Origin of the sequence: Chryseobacterium caseinilyticum, assembly GCF_014837145.1 — a bacterium.
Taxonomy (GTDB): domain Bacteria; phylum Bacteroidota; class Bacteroidia; order Flavobacteriales; family Weeksellaceae; genus Chryseobacterium; species Chryseobacterium caseinilyticum.
In genome coordinates, this window is record NZ_JACYFS010000004.1 from 308,936 (window position 1) to 325,218 (window position 16,283).

Below are 16,283 nucleotides of genomic sequence, written 5' to 3' on the forward strand. Positions count from 1 at the left end.
TTAGTTTGTGAATAATTTACAATAGGTTTTCGCCTATTTTTATTAAATCGCCCCTTTGGAAATTTAGAAATGTTATCTGTAATTTTTTTCCGTGGGTTTTATTTGATATTGAACCCCTTCAGGGTTCTGGTTTTATTACCGATTTCGTTTCCATAGGTTGCACCTATGGTTATTGATGTTGAACCCTTTCAGTGTTCTGATTCGTTAACGATTAGTTCCATAGGTTTCAGCTACGGCTATTGATATTGAAAACTTCGGGTTCGCAGTTTGCAATATTTAATTTGTGCGGACAGTCTCTATTTTTTAAGATAGTCTTTTACCTTTTGCAAATATGGATACATCACCATATCATCTGAAAATGCAGGAATCAATTGTCTGATATCATCGTAAAGTTCTTTCGTTTTCGATGAAACTTTATCCTGATAGCCACAATATTCAATTGCCTGAACAACTGTAATCGCTTCGATTGCCAACACTTCAAAAGCGTTTTCAATCACCTTTCTGCAAATCACCGCAGCATTTGTCCCCATGCTTACAATATCCTGATTATCATTATTATTAGGTATGCTGTGAACGTACATTGGGTTCGATAACATCTGGCTTTCCGCCGTTGTTGAAGTCGCCGTGAACTGAACGCCCTGCATCCCAAAATTGAAACCTAATTTACCCAAATTTACAAAAGGAGGCAAGATTTCGTTGATTTTTGAATTTAAAAGGTAATTCAGCTGTCTTTCTGCCAACATCGTCAGTTTTGTAACAACGATTTTAAGCTTATCCATTTCTAGAGAAATGTAATCTCCGTGGAAGTTTCCGCCGTGGTAAACGTGTTGGTCTGCTACGTTGATGATCGGGTTGTCGTTTGCGGAGTTAATTTCGTGTTCTAAAACTTTCTCTGTAAATTCCAGTGTATCTAAAACAGGTCCAAGAATTTGCGGAATACATCTCAAAGAATAATATTCCTGCACTTTTTCTTTGAAAACTTTTTCCTGCTCTTCAAAATGAGTGTATAAGTGGTCAGCTCTTTTTCTGATCAATTTGCTGTCAGACAAATGAGCACGCATTTTTTCTGCAATTTTCTGCTGTCCGGCATGAAGTTTCGTTCCATTCAATACCTCTGAAAAATGATCATCATATGCCTGAACAATTTCATTAATCGCACAGGATAATTTTAATGAAATTTCAGTTAACTGATTGGCTTTGTAAGCATTAACAATACCAATTCCAGACATCACGGAAGTTCCGTTCATTAAAGCTAAACCTTCGCGAATTTCAACCTGAATCGGCTCTAAACCTTCTGTTTCTAAAACCTCTTTGGTTGATTTTCTTTCGCCTTTATAAAAAACTTCGCCTTCACCGATTAATACTAAAGCTAAATGCGCCAGCTGAACCAAATCACCGCTTGCTCCTACTCCGCCATGTTCAAAAATCAACGGCGTAACATCTCTGTTTATTAATTCTTTAAGTAAATTAACAACAGATTCGTGAACACCAGAATTCCCTAATGATAAAGTGTTTAATCTTGCCAACATACAGGCTTTCACCTCATCTGCGGGAAGCGGATTCCCGATACCTGAAGAGTGACTTCTGATTAAATTATACTGTAACAGATGCGTATCTTCATCGCTGATTTTGAATTGTGCCATTGGCCCAAAACCGGTATTCACACCATAAATTACTTTATTTTTTGAAAATTCTTTAAGAAAAGAAAAACTTTCATTCACCCTCTGGAGAAGTGTTTGATCTAATTCTATGCTTTCGTTTTCAATTATAATTCTCTGAAAATCTCTCAGTTCTAAAAAGTTATTTATTTTCATCAATTAAAAGTAATAGATATAATTTTGTAAAATATAATTAATTGTCACTAATTTTGCGCAAAGATAAAAGTTTTATTAAACAAATGGACAAAGAAATTGTTGATGTTTTAGTAATTGGAGCTGGGCCTTCCGGATGCGTATCTTCTGCTTATCTGAAGAAGAATAACATCAATGTGAAGGTGGTCGAAAAGACAAAATTTCCGCGACTTGTGGTGGGTGAAAGCCTTATTCCGCGGGTGATGGATCATTTTGACGAGGCCGGATTGTTTCCTGCACTCGACAAAATGGGCTTCGAAAAAAAACTCGGCGCACGTTTTATGCGTGGCAATGAAGTCTGCATCTTTGATTTCAGTAACAAATTCGGGGAAGGCTGGGACTGGACCTGGCAGGTTCCGAGAGCTGATTTCGACAATACTTTAGCTCAGGAAGTCATCAATAAAGGAGTTGATCTTGAATTTGAAACAGAAGTGATTGGGATCGAATTTAACGGAAACGATTCTATTACCACCGTCAAAAACAAAGACGGAAAAACGAAAGAAATCCATGCAAAATTTGTGATCGATTCCAGCGGTTACGGAAGAGTTTTACCAAGACTTTTAGATTTAGAAAAACCTTCAAAACTATCTCCGCACTCAGCGATTTTTGCTCATGTGGAAGACATCAACAGAGAAGAAGGCGAAGAAGGAACTTTAATTTCTTTTGATATTATTGAAACGGAAGTCTGGCTTTGGGTAATTCCTTTTTCAAACGGAAATACGAGTGTCGGAATTGTCGGGCCCACTGAGTATATTGACAGATTATCTAAAAACGGCGATGCTGCGGAGGCTTTGAGAAAAGCAATTTCTCTGTCGGATTATTATGTAAAACGTTTCGGAGATGTGGAATTTTTATTTGAACCAAAACATCTGAAAGATTATTCATGTTCGGTAAAAAAACTCTACGGAGACGGATTTGCTTTGACGGGTAATGCTTCAGAATTTTTAGATCCTGTTTTCTCATCCGGAATGGCATTCGCTACCGAAGGTGGAATGACGGCGGCAAAATTGGCAATCCGACAATTAAACGGTGAAAAAGTCGACTGGCAGACAGAATTTGCGGATTATATTTTATACGGCGTCAACGTTTTTACAACATACGTGAAAGAATGGTATACCGGAAATCTTCAGGAATTATTTTTCCACCAACCTGAAAACCCTGATGTGAAAAGGAAAATCTGTGCAGTCCTCGCCGGATATGTTTGGAATAAGAAAAATACTTTTGTGAGGATACATGACACAGCGGTTGTCAACTTAGCCAATTTCATTAAAACAGAAAAAGAAAAAGCATAAAAAACGGTCTGAAAATTTTCAGACCGTTTTTTTATTTTAAAGCTTTCTTCAGTTCTTTCCCGAACTCTTTTCCCGTTTTTTCGTAGGCTGCTGAAATTCTTCCGTATTCCATTCCATAATCGACTTTGCTACCAGTACCTTCAATTTTATCTGTTTTTAATGTTGCTAAAACATTTGAAGGATTTGCTGTTTCAACAATTGTGATTTCTGCAGACAATTTTCCGGGTTGCGTGACGAAACCTTGCCATCCGGCATACATCCATTTTGGATGAATGATTAATGTGTATTTTGTTTCAACATTTTGGGCAAATTTAATCTTCTTTGATTTATTTAATCCTTCAATAAATTTTTCCGTCCAAATAGTTTCTACATGCTGTTCCCAAGTATCAATCCAGGTTTTCCATGCAGCTTCGCCTTTTTTGGCTACCGTTTCTTTATGTCTTCTGTCCAGATATTCAGTTTCTGTAAAATTTTCAGCCTGAAAAAGTGGACTCCCGTAATTACGTTCAACATTCACTTCGTTCTGACCTTTCAGAAAACTCAGGTTTCCTGATTCGATCGTTAATTTATCTTGAGCGAGAATTGTCGTGCTCACTGCAACGAAGAGAAAGAAAAATATTTTTTTCATAGTTTAAAATTAAGACTGCAAATATAGTATCAGAAAAGAAAATTCACTTTAACCAAACGATACTATTTCCAACTTATTTGAATAACATTTAAAATTTATCTTAAATCTAAAAATGTAATTGGCTTTCGGCTGTTAGGATTAAAAACCGTTTTAGACAAGACATCAAAATCAACTATTTCAATTTTTGGGCTTACTCTTAATTTTGCTCTGAAATGATCACGAACTTCGCCTTCAAAACTTTCGTCTTCTCTTTCTGTGCTGAGTTTAATGATAATTTCATCTAAACCAATTTCATTCGACTGAATTACAATCTGGTAACACAAAATTCCGTCAAAATCATTCAGAATATCATTCATTGCAGGCGGATACAAAGTTGTACCTTTATATTTAATCATCTGCTGTTTTCTGCCAACAACCGGACCGAGTCTCATCGTATTTCTGCCACATTCACAAGGTTCATAATGCGCTTTAACTAAATCTCCCGTTTTAAATCTTAACAGAGGCAAAGCTTCGACGCCTAAAGTAGTAATCGTCAGTTCGCCGCTTTCACCCTCTTTCACAGGATTTTCTTCTTCATCAAGAATTTCTGTTATAATCAATTCAGGATGCTGATGTCCGCCAATCTGAAATTCACATTCTGTAAAAGCGGTGCTCATTTCTGTAGATGCATAAGTGGAAAATAATTTAATATTCCACTTCTCTTTAATCTTCTGCGAAAGAATATTATCTGAAAAACCCTGATTTTTAATGCTTTCACCAATGCAGACCGCACCGGTAACGCTTGAATTTTTATAATCCATCCCGTGTTTTTCAGCGTAGTCAATCATTTTTAAAAGAAATGATGGAACTGTAATTAAATATTTTGGCATATATCTGAAAATCGAATCCCATTGCAGTTCCGGAATTCCGGGTCCCATTCTGATGACACTTGCTCCCATTTTCCGTAATCCTAAAAGATAGGCAAGACCAGCGATAAATCTTTTGTCAATGGTGGTGATCATCTGCACCACGTCACCTTTCTGAATTCCTGCGCAGGCAAGGGATATCGCTTCGTTGTAAGCAATTCTTTCCATATCATTTTCAGAAAGACCGAAAGTTACGGGATCACCCAACGTTCCTGAAGTTGTGCTGTAATCAACGATCTGACTTTGGGAAACACAGAAAAAATCATCATTATTCTGCTGAATATCATTCTTCGAAGTCGTCGGGATTTTCTGCAAATCTTCCAAAGTCTGAATATCAGAAATCTGAATATCATTTTCTTTGAACAGCTTCTGGTAAAATGGTGAATGCGCTTCAAGATATCGTAAAAGCTCCTGAAGTTTTTCTTCCTGAAATTTTTTGATGTCCTGAATGCTTGATTTCTCGATGAGAGGGAAGAGTTCCAATAGTTTAAATTTAGATGACAAATTTATTTAATTTAAAATTAAAAGTTGGATGGAAGTTTGTTCTCACAGATCGCACAGATTTTCACAGATTTTCATTTCGGAAATTTAATCTCAAAAATCTCCGTAATCCGCAAAATCTTCGAGAGTAAAAATAAGTTTTGGCTAAAGCCAATACGATTCGACGATATTGAAAGCGGGCTAAAGCCCGCTCCTATTGATATGCTAACAAGATGTTTAAATCATTACGTGCGAAAATTCACATTTAACCATTCACAATTCACTGCTTTCACCCTCACAATTTTCGCAAACTTTTCAATAACCCCAATCAAAATAAAACATATATTATAAACCGACAAAAATCACTAAATTTGCCAACTTGATTAATCAACGAAATTGAGAAATTACAATGAGCCAATTTAAAGAATATAAAAACCTCAACCTGATAGACGTAGCCGAGAATGTTGCGGAATTCTGGAAAGCCAATAAAACCTTTGAAAAAAGTGTTGAAACCCGTGAAGGAAATCCTGAATTTGTGTTTTACGAAGGTCCGCCTTCAGCGAACGGAATGCCCGGAATTCACCACGTGATGGCAAGAGCGTTGAAAGATATTTTCTGTCGTTATCAGACTCAGAATGGGAAGCAGGTTTTCCGTAAGGCTGGTTGGGACACGCACGGACTTCCAGTAGAATTAGGAGTTGAAAAAGAACTCGGAATCACAAAAGAAGATATTGGCAAAAAAATTTCGATTGAAGATTACAATCAAGCCTGTCGTGAAGCAGTAATGCGTTACACGGATGTCTGGAATCACCTGACCGAAAAAATCGGTTATTGGGTAGATTTGGAAGATCCGTACATCACGTACAAATCAAAATACATGGAAACCGTTTGGTGGTTGTTAAAGCAATTGTACAGCAAAGATTTGTTGTATAAAGGCTACACGATCCAGCCTTACTCTCCAAAAGCAGGTACCGGACTTTCTTCTCACGAAGTAAACCAGCCGGGAGCTTACCGCGACGTTACCGATACGACGATTGTTGCACAGTTCAAGACACTTCCGGAAACATTACCTTCATTTTTACAGGGTTTTGGAGATGTACATTTCTTAGCCTGGACGACAACGCCTTGGACCTTACCTTCAAACACTGCGTTGACAGTAGGACCGAAGATCGATTATGTTTTAGTAAAAACATTTAATCAATATACTTTTGAGCCGATCAATATTGTTTTGGCTAAAGCTCTAACCGGAAAACAGTTCGGTAAAAAATTCGTTGAGGGAACTGACGAAGATTTCGCCAATTACACTTCATCAAGCAAAACCATCCCTTTCCAAATTCTTGGAGAATTCAAAGGTGCTGATTTGGTTGGAATTAAATATGAGCAATTATTGCCGTATACTCTACCTTATCAAAACCCAGAAAATGCGTTCAGAGTAATTTCGGGAGACTTTGTTACTACTGAAGACGGTACAGGAATCGTTCACACGGCGCCAACTTTTGGTGCTGATGATGCGAAAGTTGCGAAAGAAGCAACGCCTGAAGTTCCGCCAATGTTGGTATTAAATGAATTCGGAAATCCGGTTCCGTTGGTTGATTTGCAGGGGAAATTTACTTCGCAAATGGGAGATTTTGCAGGTAAATATGTGAAAAACGAATATTACGATGCGGGAACAGCACCAGAAAAATCTGTTGATGTAGAAATAGCTATCCGTTTAAAAGAAGAAAACAAAGCTTTTAAAGTTGAAAAATATGTTCACAGTTATCCACACAGCTGGAGAACTGATGAGCCGCTTTTATATTATCCGTTAGATTCATGGTTTGTGAAAATGACGGCGGTAAAAGACCGTTTGGTAGATTTAAACAAAGAAATCAACTGGAAACCAAAAGCTACAGGAGAAGGACGTTTCGGAAATTGGCTTGAAAATGTCAACGACTGGAATCTTTCCCGTTCAAGATACTGGGGAATTCCGTTGCCGATCTGGAGAACAGATCCTTCCACAGGCTCAGCACAGGAAGAAATCATCATTGGTTCTGTTGAAGAATTGTACAACGAAATCGAGAAATCTATCGCAGCTGGATTCATGACAGAAAATCCGTTCAAAGGATTTGAAATCGGAAATATGTCTGAAGAAAACTATTCTTTGGTTGATCTTCACAAAAACATCGTTGACAAGATTGTTTTGGTTTCAGAATCAGGAAAAGCGATGAACCGTGAGAGCGACCTGATCGACGTTTGGTTTGACTCAGGTTCTATGCCTTACGCTCAGTTGCATTATCCGTTTGAGAATAAAGAATTAATTGACAACAATAAAGCATTTCCAGCAGATTTTATCGCAGAAGGTGTTGATCAGACCCGTGGATGGTTTTATACACTTCACGCAATCGGAACGGCAGTTTTTGACTCGGTTGCTTATAAAAATGTGATGAGTAACGGACTTGTTTTGGATAAAAACGGTCTGAAAATGTCAAAATCTAAAGGAAATGCGGTTGATCCGTTCGAGACTTTAGCGGTCTACGGACCGGATGCAACGCGTTGGTACATGGTTTCGAATGCCAACCCTTGGGAAAACCTAAAATTTGATATCGAAGGAATTGACGAAGTAAGAAGAAAATTCTTCGGAACGCTTTACAATACCTATTCATTCTTCACTTTATATGCAAATGTCGACGGCTTTAAATATTCCGAAAAAGATATTGAAAACCGTCCGGAAATCGACCGTTGGATTTTATCTGAATTAAATCTTTTGATTAAAGAAGTAAAAGCTTTCTACGAAGATTACGAGCCGACAAGAGTGGCAAGATCCATCAGCAATTTTGTGAATGATAACTTAAGTAACTGGTACGTAAGACTGTGCAGAAGACGTTTCTGGAAAGGAGATTATTCTGATGACAAAATCTCTGCTTACCAGACTTTATATACCTGTCTTGAAACTGTTGCCAAATTATCTGCACCAATCGCTCCGTTCTTTATGGATCAGCTGTATCAGGATTTAAACGCAGCTACCGGAAAAGAAACATTTGAATCAGTTCACCTGACAGATTTCCCTGTTGCTGATGAAAGTTTAATCGATCAGGATTTGGTTGAAAAGACGCATTTAGCACAGAATATTACGAGTATGGTTTTCTCTCTGAGAAAGAAGGAAAACATAAAAGTACGTCAGCCTTTACAGAAAGTTTTGATTCCTGTTTTGGATAAGAAAACTGAAGAGCAGATTTTAGCGGTTTCAGAATTAATTAAGCAGGAAGTTAATGTTAAAGAATTACAGTTAATCAATGCTGAAGAAGCATCTCATTTAATTGTAAAACAGATCAAACCGAACTTCAAAACTTTGGGTTCAAGACTTGGAAAAGACATGAAAGCAGTTGGTAATGAGATTTCTAATTTTACACCAGAGCAAATTTCATCTTTAGAAAAAGAAGGAAAAATTGAAATCCAGGGATATGAAATCACAACTGCTGATGTAGAAATTTCAACGAAAGATATTCCGGGATGGACAGTAACTTCTGATGGAAAAACCACTGTGGCATTAGATTTGACATTGACAGAAGAATTAAAATCTGAAGGTGTTGCAAGGGAACTGATCAACAGAATCCAGAACATCAGAAAAGAAAAAGATTTTGATCTTACAGACAGAATTAGAATTTCTGTTGAAGAAAGTTCGATATTTATCAGTGACATACGCAAAAATGAAGCTTATATTTCAGATGAAGTATTGTCGGATAAACTAGAAGTTGTATCTTCACTCTCAAATTTTAACGAAATCGAAATAGATGACGTTAAATTTAAGATAAATGTTGAAAAAATTTAACGTTTAGTTATTGTTTTTCAAATTCCATTTCATAATTTTATTAAAAAAGAAAAAGAACCATGTCAGACGAAAGAGTACGTTACAGCGATGCTGATTTACAGGAATTTAAGGCAATCATCAAAGATAAAATAGAGAAGGCTGAGAATGATTTAAAACTGATCAGAGAAAGTTTCATCAACGACCAGAATAATGGAACTGATGACACATCTCCTACTTTCAAGGCTTTTGAAGAAGGAGCAGAAACTCTGAGCAAAGAGCAGAACTCAATTTTAGCAGGAAGACAGGAGAAGTTTGTCCGTGACCTGAAGAATGCTCTTATAAGAATTGAAAACAAAACTTATGGTGTTTGCAGAGTAACAGGAAAACTGATTCCTAAGCCGAGACTTTTGGCTGTTCCGCACGCGACATTGAGCATTGAAGCTAAAAATATGCAGAAATAATATTTTTTATCTTATTTTTGTAAATAATTAATTGGGTTTATATGATGTTTTTAAAACATTATGTAAACCTATTTTTTAGTTATATCTATGAGTGAATATTTGATTTTAGGAATCATCCTTGTGGCAGCTTTATGGTTTTTTAACCGCGATCGGATCAAAAACAGATTCTATCCGGATAAGCCTAAAAATCTGACCATAGATCAGCAATTCAACTCAGATAAAAGAGATAGGGAAAAAGAAATCGACCGACTTCTCAGCAAAATGGGAAAGAATGGCATCAACGACCTGTCCGCAAAAGACAGAAAACGGTTAGACGAACTGTCGAAGCATTAATATTAAAACATAAACGTTGTAAAAGCTTTGATTTAAGCTGAAACCTCAACGCAAATAAAGTAAAATGGAAGCACTAATTGTACACCCAAAAAACCAGATGGAGCTGAATGCGCTGAAAAGCGTAATGAAAGACATGGGAATCCGATACGAAAAATTTCACACCAGAGGTGCAAAAACTCAGAATTTTGAGCCGAGAATCACCGTACCGAAAAAGGAAAAGCCTGCAAGAAATTTTAAAGATAAACCCAAGACTGACCAATAATGAAGAAGATAGCACTTATCACTTTTCTTATATTGTTGATTGATCAGGCATCAAAAATTTACATTAAAACCAACTTCAATCTTAACGACAGTGTTGCCGTTTTTCCGGGATTTAAATTAACCTTTGTTGAAAATCCGGGAATGGCTTATGGTTTTCATTTTGGCGGAATGCTCGGGAAATATTTTCTGGTAATCGTCCGCGTTTTCCTGATTGGCGGAATGATTTATCTGTTTAGCAAATGGCTTAAAAGAGGTGAATCAAACTATCTGATCATCCCAATGTCCATGATTTTTGCCGGTGCCATCGGAAACTTAATTGACGGTATGTTTTACGGATTAATTTTCGACAGCGGAATGGTTTACGACGAAAACATCAAACAATGGATTGGTTACGCAGGAGTTTCGAAACTCGTTCCTTTTGGTCAGGGCTACTCTACTTTTATGAAAGGTTGTGTGGTCGATATGCTACACTTCCCGTTGGTAGACTGGCATGTTCCTGAAAGCTGGCCTTTAATTGGCGGAAGACACCTTGAATTCTTTAAATATATTTTTAATGTTGCAGATTCTGCTATTACTGTTGGTGGTGCACTTTTAATAATTTTCAGAAAAAAAGCGTTCCCGAACGGGCTTGAGTTTTAAAATAATTCATACTTTTATGAAACCTACAAAAGGTTCAAACTGTATGAAAAAAATGATAAAAAATACAATCAAAATATTCCTGCTGCTTTTTGTAGTGGGAATTGTTTTTGTCATCTGGTCCAACTTTACCATTAAAGATCAGACGGAAAATTTCGTCACTTCAGATTTGTCAAAACTTCCATCCGAGAAAACCGGACTTCTTCTTGGAACCAGCAAAACACTTTCGAACGGAAATCCCAATGCATACTTTTTCAACAGAATAAAAGCTGCTGCAGACTTATATAAATCCGGGAAGGTTCAAAACATTATTGTAAGCGGAGATAATTCTAAGAAAGATTATAATGAACCGGAAGAGATGAAAAACGAACTCATCAAAGCCGGAGTTCCTGCAGAAAGAATCTTTGAGGATTTTGCCGGTTTCAGAACTTTGGATTCTGTACTGAGAGCGAAAGAAATTTTCGGACAGAGTTCTTACATCATCATTTCTCAGAAATTTCATAATGAAAGAGCTGTTTATTTAGGACGAAAAAACGGAATTAAAGCATTCGGCTACAACGCTGAAGACGTGAATAGATATGCCGGTTTTAAAACCAATGCACGAGAAAAACTGGCGCGGGCAAAAGTGTTCTGGGATTTTATGTTTGGGGTGGAACCGAAGTTTGGTGGAGAGAAAATTCTGATACCTTAGTTTTATAAATTTAATGTAGAACTGAAAAAATGGGCGTATTCACCTATCATTTAGTAAAAACAAACTACTTATCTGCACTGAAAATTCTTTTGTTTCCACCAAAACCAAAGCAGATTTCGGGGTTGATTCATGCAGAAATAATGACAGCGATGACGCTTGGCTCTCCTATTCTTTCACCTTCACGAATGCTGATCCGGCAGATCGCCGTTTTTGCTCAATGGGAAAATGAAAGTGATATTGAAAATTTTTTAACTGAAAATGAATTAGGAAAAATCCTTGCGAAAGGTTGGCATACGAGGCTAACTTTTATGCGAAAATGGGGCAAGTTTAATAAGTTTGAAATTCCGGACGAAACTTTAGAATTTGAAAATCCCGATTCACCAGTCGTAGCCGTTACAATAGCAAGAATGAAATTTCTGGAAATTCCAAGATTTATCCGCTGGGGAAGGCCGGTTGAGAAATTGGTTCGCGACCATCCCGCAACAACTCTTTCTTTAGCTTCCATAAAATTTCCAAACACCGTTTCCACTTTTTCAATTTGGAATACACAGAAAGAAATGACCGATATGGTTCACGGACACAGCAAAGTTCCAAAACCTGAAAGGCATGCCAATGCGATGAAAGAAAGAGACCGGAAAGATTTTCATTTCGAATTTACAACCCTTCGCTTCAAACCGATCTCCGAATTTGGTGAATGGAACGGACGGTGCAATATTATTCCCAATTTAAAAACGGTTAAATGAGATTTGCTTATCCGATGCAGAAATTCCAGGATTGGGTAACTCAGCAATGGGTGATCTTGCGTGGAAAGAAAATTAACCCCGAAGATTTTCTGTGGCTGATAGGTCCGTTTGGAAATCTCGATGCAATTGGTAAAGATTATATCCATCAGTTTGCGGAAAAGCAAAACTTAATTATTCAAAAAGACTCAGAATCAAAAGGCATTATTCCCTCAATGCAGAAACTGAATTTGTCTGAAACTGAGTTCGAAAATCTATCTGAAAGTGTCATTCAATTCTATGAAAACACAGACGGTCACCATTTACAATTTTCTGTACAGTGGAATCCTTTTTTCAAATTTTTCGGGATTTTACTTAATAAACTGTTCAGCAACAGAATCAATCAGCTGAATATTCCGACGAAAAATATTGATGACTCTGAAACTTTAAAAAGCGAGATCATCAATCTTGCCGATCCTGTAACCAATGAAGTCAAATACACATTTTGGTTCCGTTCGATTCAATCTACCGGACAGGTCATTTATTCCGGCGTTTATGGAATCAGCACTTTGCCTTCCGGAAAAACCTGTGTGAAAGCTGTTTTTCCTTTACCGAATGGGAACGCAACAGTGTTAATGATTCCCAGTGTTGGAGAAAATGGTGAATTGATCTTAGATTCTTCAGGGGAAAAATTTGGAGACGCCGGGTTTTATTTTTTACTGAAAGACTCTAAGGGAGAATACTGGTCGAAGTTTATTAAATCATTTCGAGACCGCCTGATTATTGGTTCAGAAAATGATATTATCTCAGCCGAACAAACTTTGATGCTTTGGAATTTGAAGGTTCTTACTTTCAAATATAAAATCCAGCAGAAAATTAATCAGCAGAATTCCAGTTGAACAAAGAATATTTGACATAACTAATTTAATGTTTGTTAAGCCGTTTTCTGAAGAATAGATTCTAAATTTTACCTATTTTTGCACAAACAATTTAAAATTAAATGTCAAGAATTCTTACCGGCATACAGGCCACCGGAACGCCGCACCTTGGAAACCTTTTGGGTGCAATTATTCCTGCAATTGAGCTTTCAAAGCAGGCAGGAAACGAATCATTTTTATTTATTGCGAATCTTCATTCGCTAACGCAGATTAAAGACGCAAAAGAATTAAAAAACAACACCTACGAAATTGCTGCAGCTTGGCTTGCCTGCGGACTGGATACTGAAAAAACATTCTTTTACAGACAGAGCGATATCCCTGAAACCTGTGAACTTTCCTGGCATTTATCATGTTTTTTTCCTTATCAGAGATTGACTTTAGCACATTCGTTTAAAGATAAAGCAGACCGTTTGCAGGACGTTAATGCAGGTCTGTTTACTTATCCGATTCTGATGGCTGCAGATATTTTACTGTATGACGCAGAAATCGTTCCTGTAGGAAAAGATCAGCTTCAGCATTTGGAGATTGCCCGTGATGTGGCTTCAAGATTTAATAATCAGATGGGTGAAGTTTTGGTTTTGCCTCAGGCTGAACTGCAGGAAGATACCAAATACGTTCCCGGTGTAGATGGACACAAAATGTCAAAATCGAGAGGAAACATTATCAATATTTTCTTACCTGAAAAAGGACTGAAAAAACAGGTGATGAGTATCGAAAGTGATTCAAAAACACTGGAAGAACCGAAAGATCCTTCGACTGATAAGACTTTTGCAATTTACGAACTGATTGCAACTCCTGAACAGACTGAAGAACTGAGAGCGAAATATTTAGCCGGAAATTTCGGTTACGGTCATGCTAAAAAAGAGCTTTTGGACTTAATTCTGGTTAGATTTGAAAAAGAGAGAGAATTGTTTTCTTACTACATGAACAATCTTGATGAGTTGGAAGCAAAACTTCAGGAAGGAGCTGTGAAAACGAGAGCAATTGCTACTGAAACCATTAGAAGAGTAAGAGAAAGTTTGGGAATTTAATTCAAGCAATTTCTATAGAGATACAATTTCGGCGACACCTCGATGTCGCCGAATTTTTTTTATAAATAATCCTTTATCTGCAGAAGATGTTTAATTACTTTTAAATTTTCCTGCTGTGGATTTTCATTTAAAACATCGAAGAAAATGCAGTCTATCCCAAACTGTTGCGATCCGATAATATCTGCGATCCAGTCATCACCAATCAGAATACTTTCTTCTTTTGCAGCTTTGGCTAAACCTAAAGAATACTCAAAAATCTCTGGATTTGGTTTTCTAACTCCCACAGAATCTGCGCTGGTAATGGTTTGAAAATAATGATCAATTCCTGAGAGAATACATTTTCTTTCCGTCACTTCCTGAAAGCCGTTTGAAATAATGTGAAGCGTGTAATTTTTAGCTTTTAAATATTCCAAGATGACATCAGCACTTTCTACCAGATGATTGTAGTTGAGAATCTTATCTAAAAAGTGTTCTTCAAAATACATTGACAATTCCAGGTCATCAATTCCGAAATGGTTGAAAGTATCATAAAATCTATGTTTTCTGAGATACTCTTTATTAATTTCACCGTCTCTAATCTGTTCCCAAAGTCTTTCGTTGACCTGATGATAAACAGAATGAAACGCTTCAAAATCAATGTCATATTTTAAAGCAATTTCTTCCTTTTCAAAAAGATCTTTAATGGTAAGATAGGCGTTTTTGCGGTGATCCCAAAGCGTATTGTCGAGGTCAAAAAAAATGTGCTGAATTTTCATACAGCACAAATTTACTAATTTTTAATTTTTTGAAAGATGAAAGTGCGAATCCTTCACTTTAATAACTTCAAGATTTTTTGAGAAACTAAGCAAAAAATCAATAGTTTGCTTTTTTGGTTTCAAACTTTTGGATTTTAAAGAATCGTTATTTTTCATAGGCGAAAATTATTATTTCTTTAAAAACGAAAATTGTTCCAAATTATTATCTTGTGAGAATAATATTCTTTTCTTCCATTATTTTTCTGAGATTAATCAATGCATAACGCACTCTTCCAAGCGTTGTGTTGATGCTCATGTTGGTATGCTCAGCAATTTCTTTGAAGCTTAAACCATCAAAAAACCTCAGTTTAATCACTTCCTGCTGATTTTCAGGCAGAAACTGTAGCATTTTAATCAAATCTTCCTGAATCTGAAGACTTACCAACTGGTCTTCAATATTTTCTGAAGGCTCTCTGATCAAATCAAATATTGAAAATTCGTCATTGTCAAAAGTAGTTTCAGAAACTTTCACATTCTTTGATTTTGCACGAAAATGATCAATAATTAAATTCTGAGCGATTCTTTTTGCCCAGAGAATGAACTTGCCTTCTTCATTATAACGTCCTTCTTTCAGCATCACGATGATTTTCATGAAGGTATCCTGAAAAATATCATTGGCAAGATCTTCATCATTAATCTTGTAAAGAATAAATGTGAAAAGATCACGCTGATGTCTGTAGATAAGGGTAGATAAGGCTTCTTCGTTTCCGGTCTGATATAGGGTAATCAGGTTGCTATCTGTAGGTTTCATAACTTTTCTCTTCTCTATAATTGTTATTTTGCAGATACCTTACACCAGAAAAATCTGGCTTATTTTTAGGGTTGCATGCAATTTTCAGAGTAAAGTCTTTTCTATAGCTTTGAATTATGCTGTAAATATAAATAAATTTTTAATAAATGTTAAACTTTTAACAATTAACATTAAAAAAAATTAAATATAATTACTTAAACATATCATAAATAGCCACTGTTGGGATATTTAATGTGAAATTAATATTTAAACCTTTCATTTCTTTACCGTTCAGCCTTGCATCTGCAACAGTAAATGCGTAGCCTCCGGTAAGGTCAACAATTCCGAACAAACTGAAACCAACCTTGGGAGCAACATATTTATTTGTGCCTTCAGCTCCTAAAATGAAGTAGTAAGAATGGTAAAAATCTACATCTTTCTGAAAGTTTAAAAGTACATCTGCCTGCAGTTTGGGCATAATTGCAAATTTAGAATTGGCTGATCCCATCAGTGCTGAAGCACCCAATCTGTAAATCACATCATCATTTTTTAGAAACATCAGCTTCCCTCCTACTTCACCAAAACTTTGATTTTGATAGACATATCCTACGTTGATCATTTTATGAACCGTGTACTGTGCCTGAGCAAAAATGCCAGTCATGAAAATAAAAAAGACAGTGATTGCAGATCGCATATTCATTATAAAATATTTAGATGTAAAAATAAAAAAAACTGCTTTAGCATTTT

The 16,283-nt window shown here is 36.4% G+C and carries 16 protein-coding genes; 10 read left to right on the plus strand and 6 right to left on the minus strand.

Annotated elements, in window-relative coordinates; translation table 11 throughout:
• Positions 1 to 296: 296 nt before the first annotated feature.
• Positions 297 to 1,814, minus strand: coding sequence for an HAL/PAL/TAL family ammonia-lyase (locus tag IC610_RS14355; RefSeq protein ID WP_191737468.1), 1,518 nt, complete (start codon positions 1,812 to 1,814; stop codon positions 297 to 299).
• Positions 1,815 to 1,897: 83 nt separating this feature from the next.
• Here IC610_RS14355 and IC610_RS14360 point away from each other — a divergent pair, with 83 nt between their 5' ends.
• The gene (locus tag IC610_RS14360) at positions 1,898 to 3,142 is read left to right on the plus strand and encodes an NAD(P)/FAD-dependent oxidoreductase (RefSeq protein ID WP_191737469.1); all 1,245 of its coding nucleotides are present in this window, start codon (positions 1,898 to 1,900) and stop codon (positions 3,140 to 3,142) included.
• Between the two features lie 31 nt (positions 3,143 to 3,173).
• Here the strand turns inward: IC610_RS14360 and IC610_RS14365 are convergent, their stop codons facing one another.
• Together IC610_RS14365 and IC610_RS14370 are read right to left on the minus strand one after the other, a co-directional pair.
• Positions 3,174 to 3,770 carry a hypothetical protein gene (locus tag IC610_RS14365; protein ID WP_191737470.1) on the minus strand — a complete coding sequence of 199 codons (597 nt, stop codon included), beginning with the start codon at positions 3,768 to 3,770 and terminating at the stop codon, positions 3,174 to 3,176.
• A 95-nt stretch (positions 3,771 to 3,865) separates the two neighbouring features.
• Positions 3,866 to 5,158: a phenylacetate--CoA ligase family protein gene (locus IC610_RS14370; RefSeq protein ID WP_191737471.1), complete on the minus strand. Its 1,293-nt coding sequence runs from the start codon at positions 5,156 to 5,158 to the stop codon at positions 3,866 to 3,868.
• 406 nt (positions 5,159 to 5,564) lie between these two features.
• Here IC610_RS14370 and ileS point away from each other — a divergent pair, with 406 nt between their 5' ends.
• From ileS to trpS, 9 genes are all read left to right on the plus strand, one after another.
• On the plus strand, positions 5,565 to 8,963 hold the full coding sequence (gene ileS / locus IC610_RS14375; protein WP_191737472.1) for an isoleucine--tRNA ligase: 3,399 nt from the start codon (positions 5,565 to 5,567) through the stop codon (positions 8,961 to 8,963).
• A gap of 59 nt (positions 8,964 to 9,022) precedes the next feature.
• Positions 9,023 to 9,403: a TraR/DksA family transcriptional regulator gene (locus IC610_RS14380; protein ID WP_056027007.1), complete on the plus strand. Its 381-nt coding sequence runs from the start codon at positions 9,023 to 9,025 to the stop codon at positions 9,401 to 9,403.
• An 87-nt stretch (positions 9,404 to 9,490) separates the two neighbouring features.
• Positions 9,491 to 9,736 carry a DUF6576 domain-containing protein gene (locus IC610_RS14385; RefSeq protein ID WP_056075767.1) on the plus strand — a complete coding sequence of 82 codons (246 nt, stop codon included), beginning with the start codon at positions 9,491 to 9,493 and terminating at the stop codon, positions 9,734 to 9,736.
• Between the two features lie 64 nt (positions 9,737 to 9,800).
• A complete protein-coding gene (locus tag IC610_RS14390) occupies positions 9,801 to 9,998 on the plus strand; it encodes a DUF2683 family protein (protein WP_191737473.1) in 198 nt (65 codons plus the stop codon).
• Positions 9,998 to 10,636 carry a lipoprotein signal peptidase gene (locus IC610_RS14395; RefSeq protein WP_191737474.1) on the plus strand — a complete coding sequence of 213 codons (639 nt, stop codon included), beginning with the start codon at positions 9,998 to 10,000 and terminating at the stop codon, positions 10,634 to 10,636. Before IC610_RS14390 ends, IC610_RS14395 begins: the two co-directional genes overlap by 1 nt.
• 43 nt (positions 10,637 to 10,679) lie before the next feature.
• Positions 10,680 to 11,324, plus strand: a complete 645-nt coding sequence (locus IC610_RS14400; protein WP_191737542.1) for a SanA/YdcF family protein — start codon at positions 10,680 to 10,682, stop codon at positions 11,322 to 11,324.
• Positions 11,325 to 11,353: 29 nt separating this feature from the next.
• A complete protein-coding gene (locus tag IC610_RS14405; RefSeq protein ID WP_191737475.1) occupies positions 11,354 to 12,067 on the plus strand; it encodes a hypothetical protein in 714 nt (237 codons plus the stop codon).
• On the plus strand, positions 12,064 to 12,942 hold the full coding sequence (locus IC610_RS14410; RefSeq protein WP_191737476.1) for a hypothetical protein: 879 nt from the start codon (positions 12,064 to 12,066) through the stop codon (positions 12,940 to 12,942). The genes IC610_RS14405 and IC610_RS14410 overlap by 4 nt, the downstream gene beginning before the upstream one ends.
• A gap of 101 nt (positions 12,943 to 13,043) precedes the next feature.
• Positions 13,044 to 14,012, plus strand: coding sequence for a tryptophan--tRNA ligase (gene trpS / locus IC610_RS14415; protein WP_191737477.1), 969 nt, complete (start codon positions 13,044 to 13,046; stop codon positions 14,010 to 14,012).
• A 59-nt stretch (positions 14,013 to 14,071) separates the two neighbouring features.
• Here the strand turns inward: trpS and IC610_RS14420 are convergent, their stop codons facing one another.
• The 3 genes from IC610_RS14420 to IC610_RS14430 all read right to left on the minus strand — a co-directional run bounded on the left by IC610_RS14420 (position 14,072) and on the right by IC610_RS14430 (position 16,236).
• Entirely contained in the window at positions 14,072 to 14,767 is a 696-nt protein-coding gene (locus IC610_RS14420; protein WP_191737478.1) for a YjjG family noncanonical pyrimidine nucleotidase, read from the minus strand.
• Positions 14,768 to 14,969: 202 nt separating this feature from the next.
• Positions 14,970 to 15,557: an RNA polymerase sigma factor gene (locus IC610_RS14425; RefSeq protein WP_056075740.1), complete on the minus strand. Its 588-nt coding sequence runs from the start codon at positions 15,555 to 15,557 to the stop codon at positions 14,970 to 14,972.
• A gap of 190 nt (positions 15,558 to 15,747) precedes the next feature.
• Positions 15,748 to 16,236 carry a hypothetical protein gene (locus tag IC610_RS14430; protein ID WP_191737479.1) on the minus strand — a complete coding sequence of 163 codons (489 nt, stop codon included), beginning with the start codon at positions 16,234 to 16,236 and terminating at the stop codon, positions 15,748 to 15,750.
• Between the last annotated feature and the right edge of the window lie 47 nt (positions 16,237 to 16,283).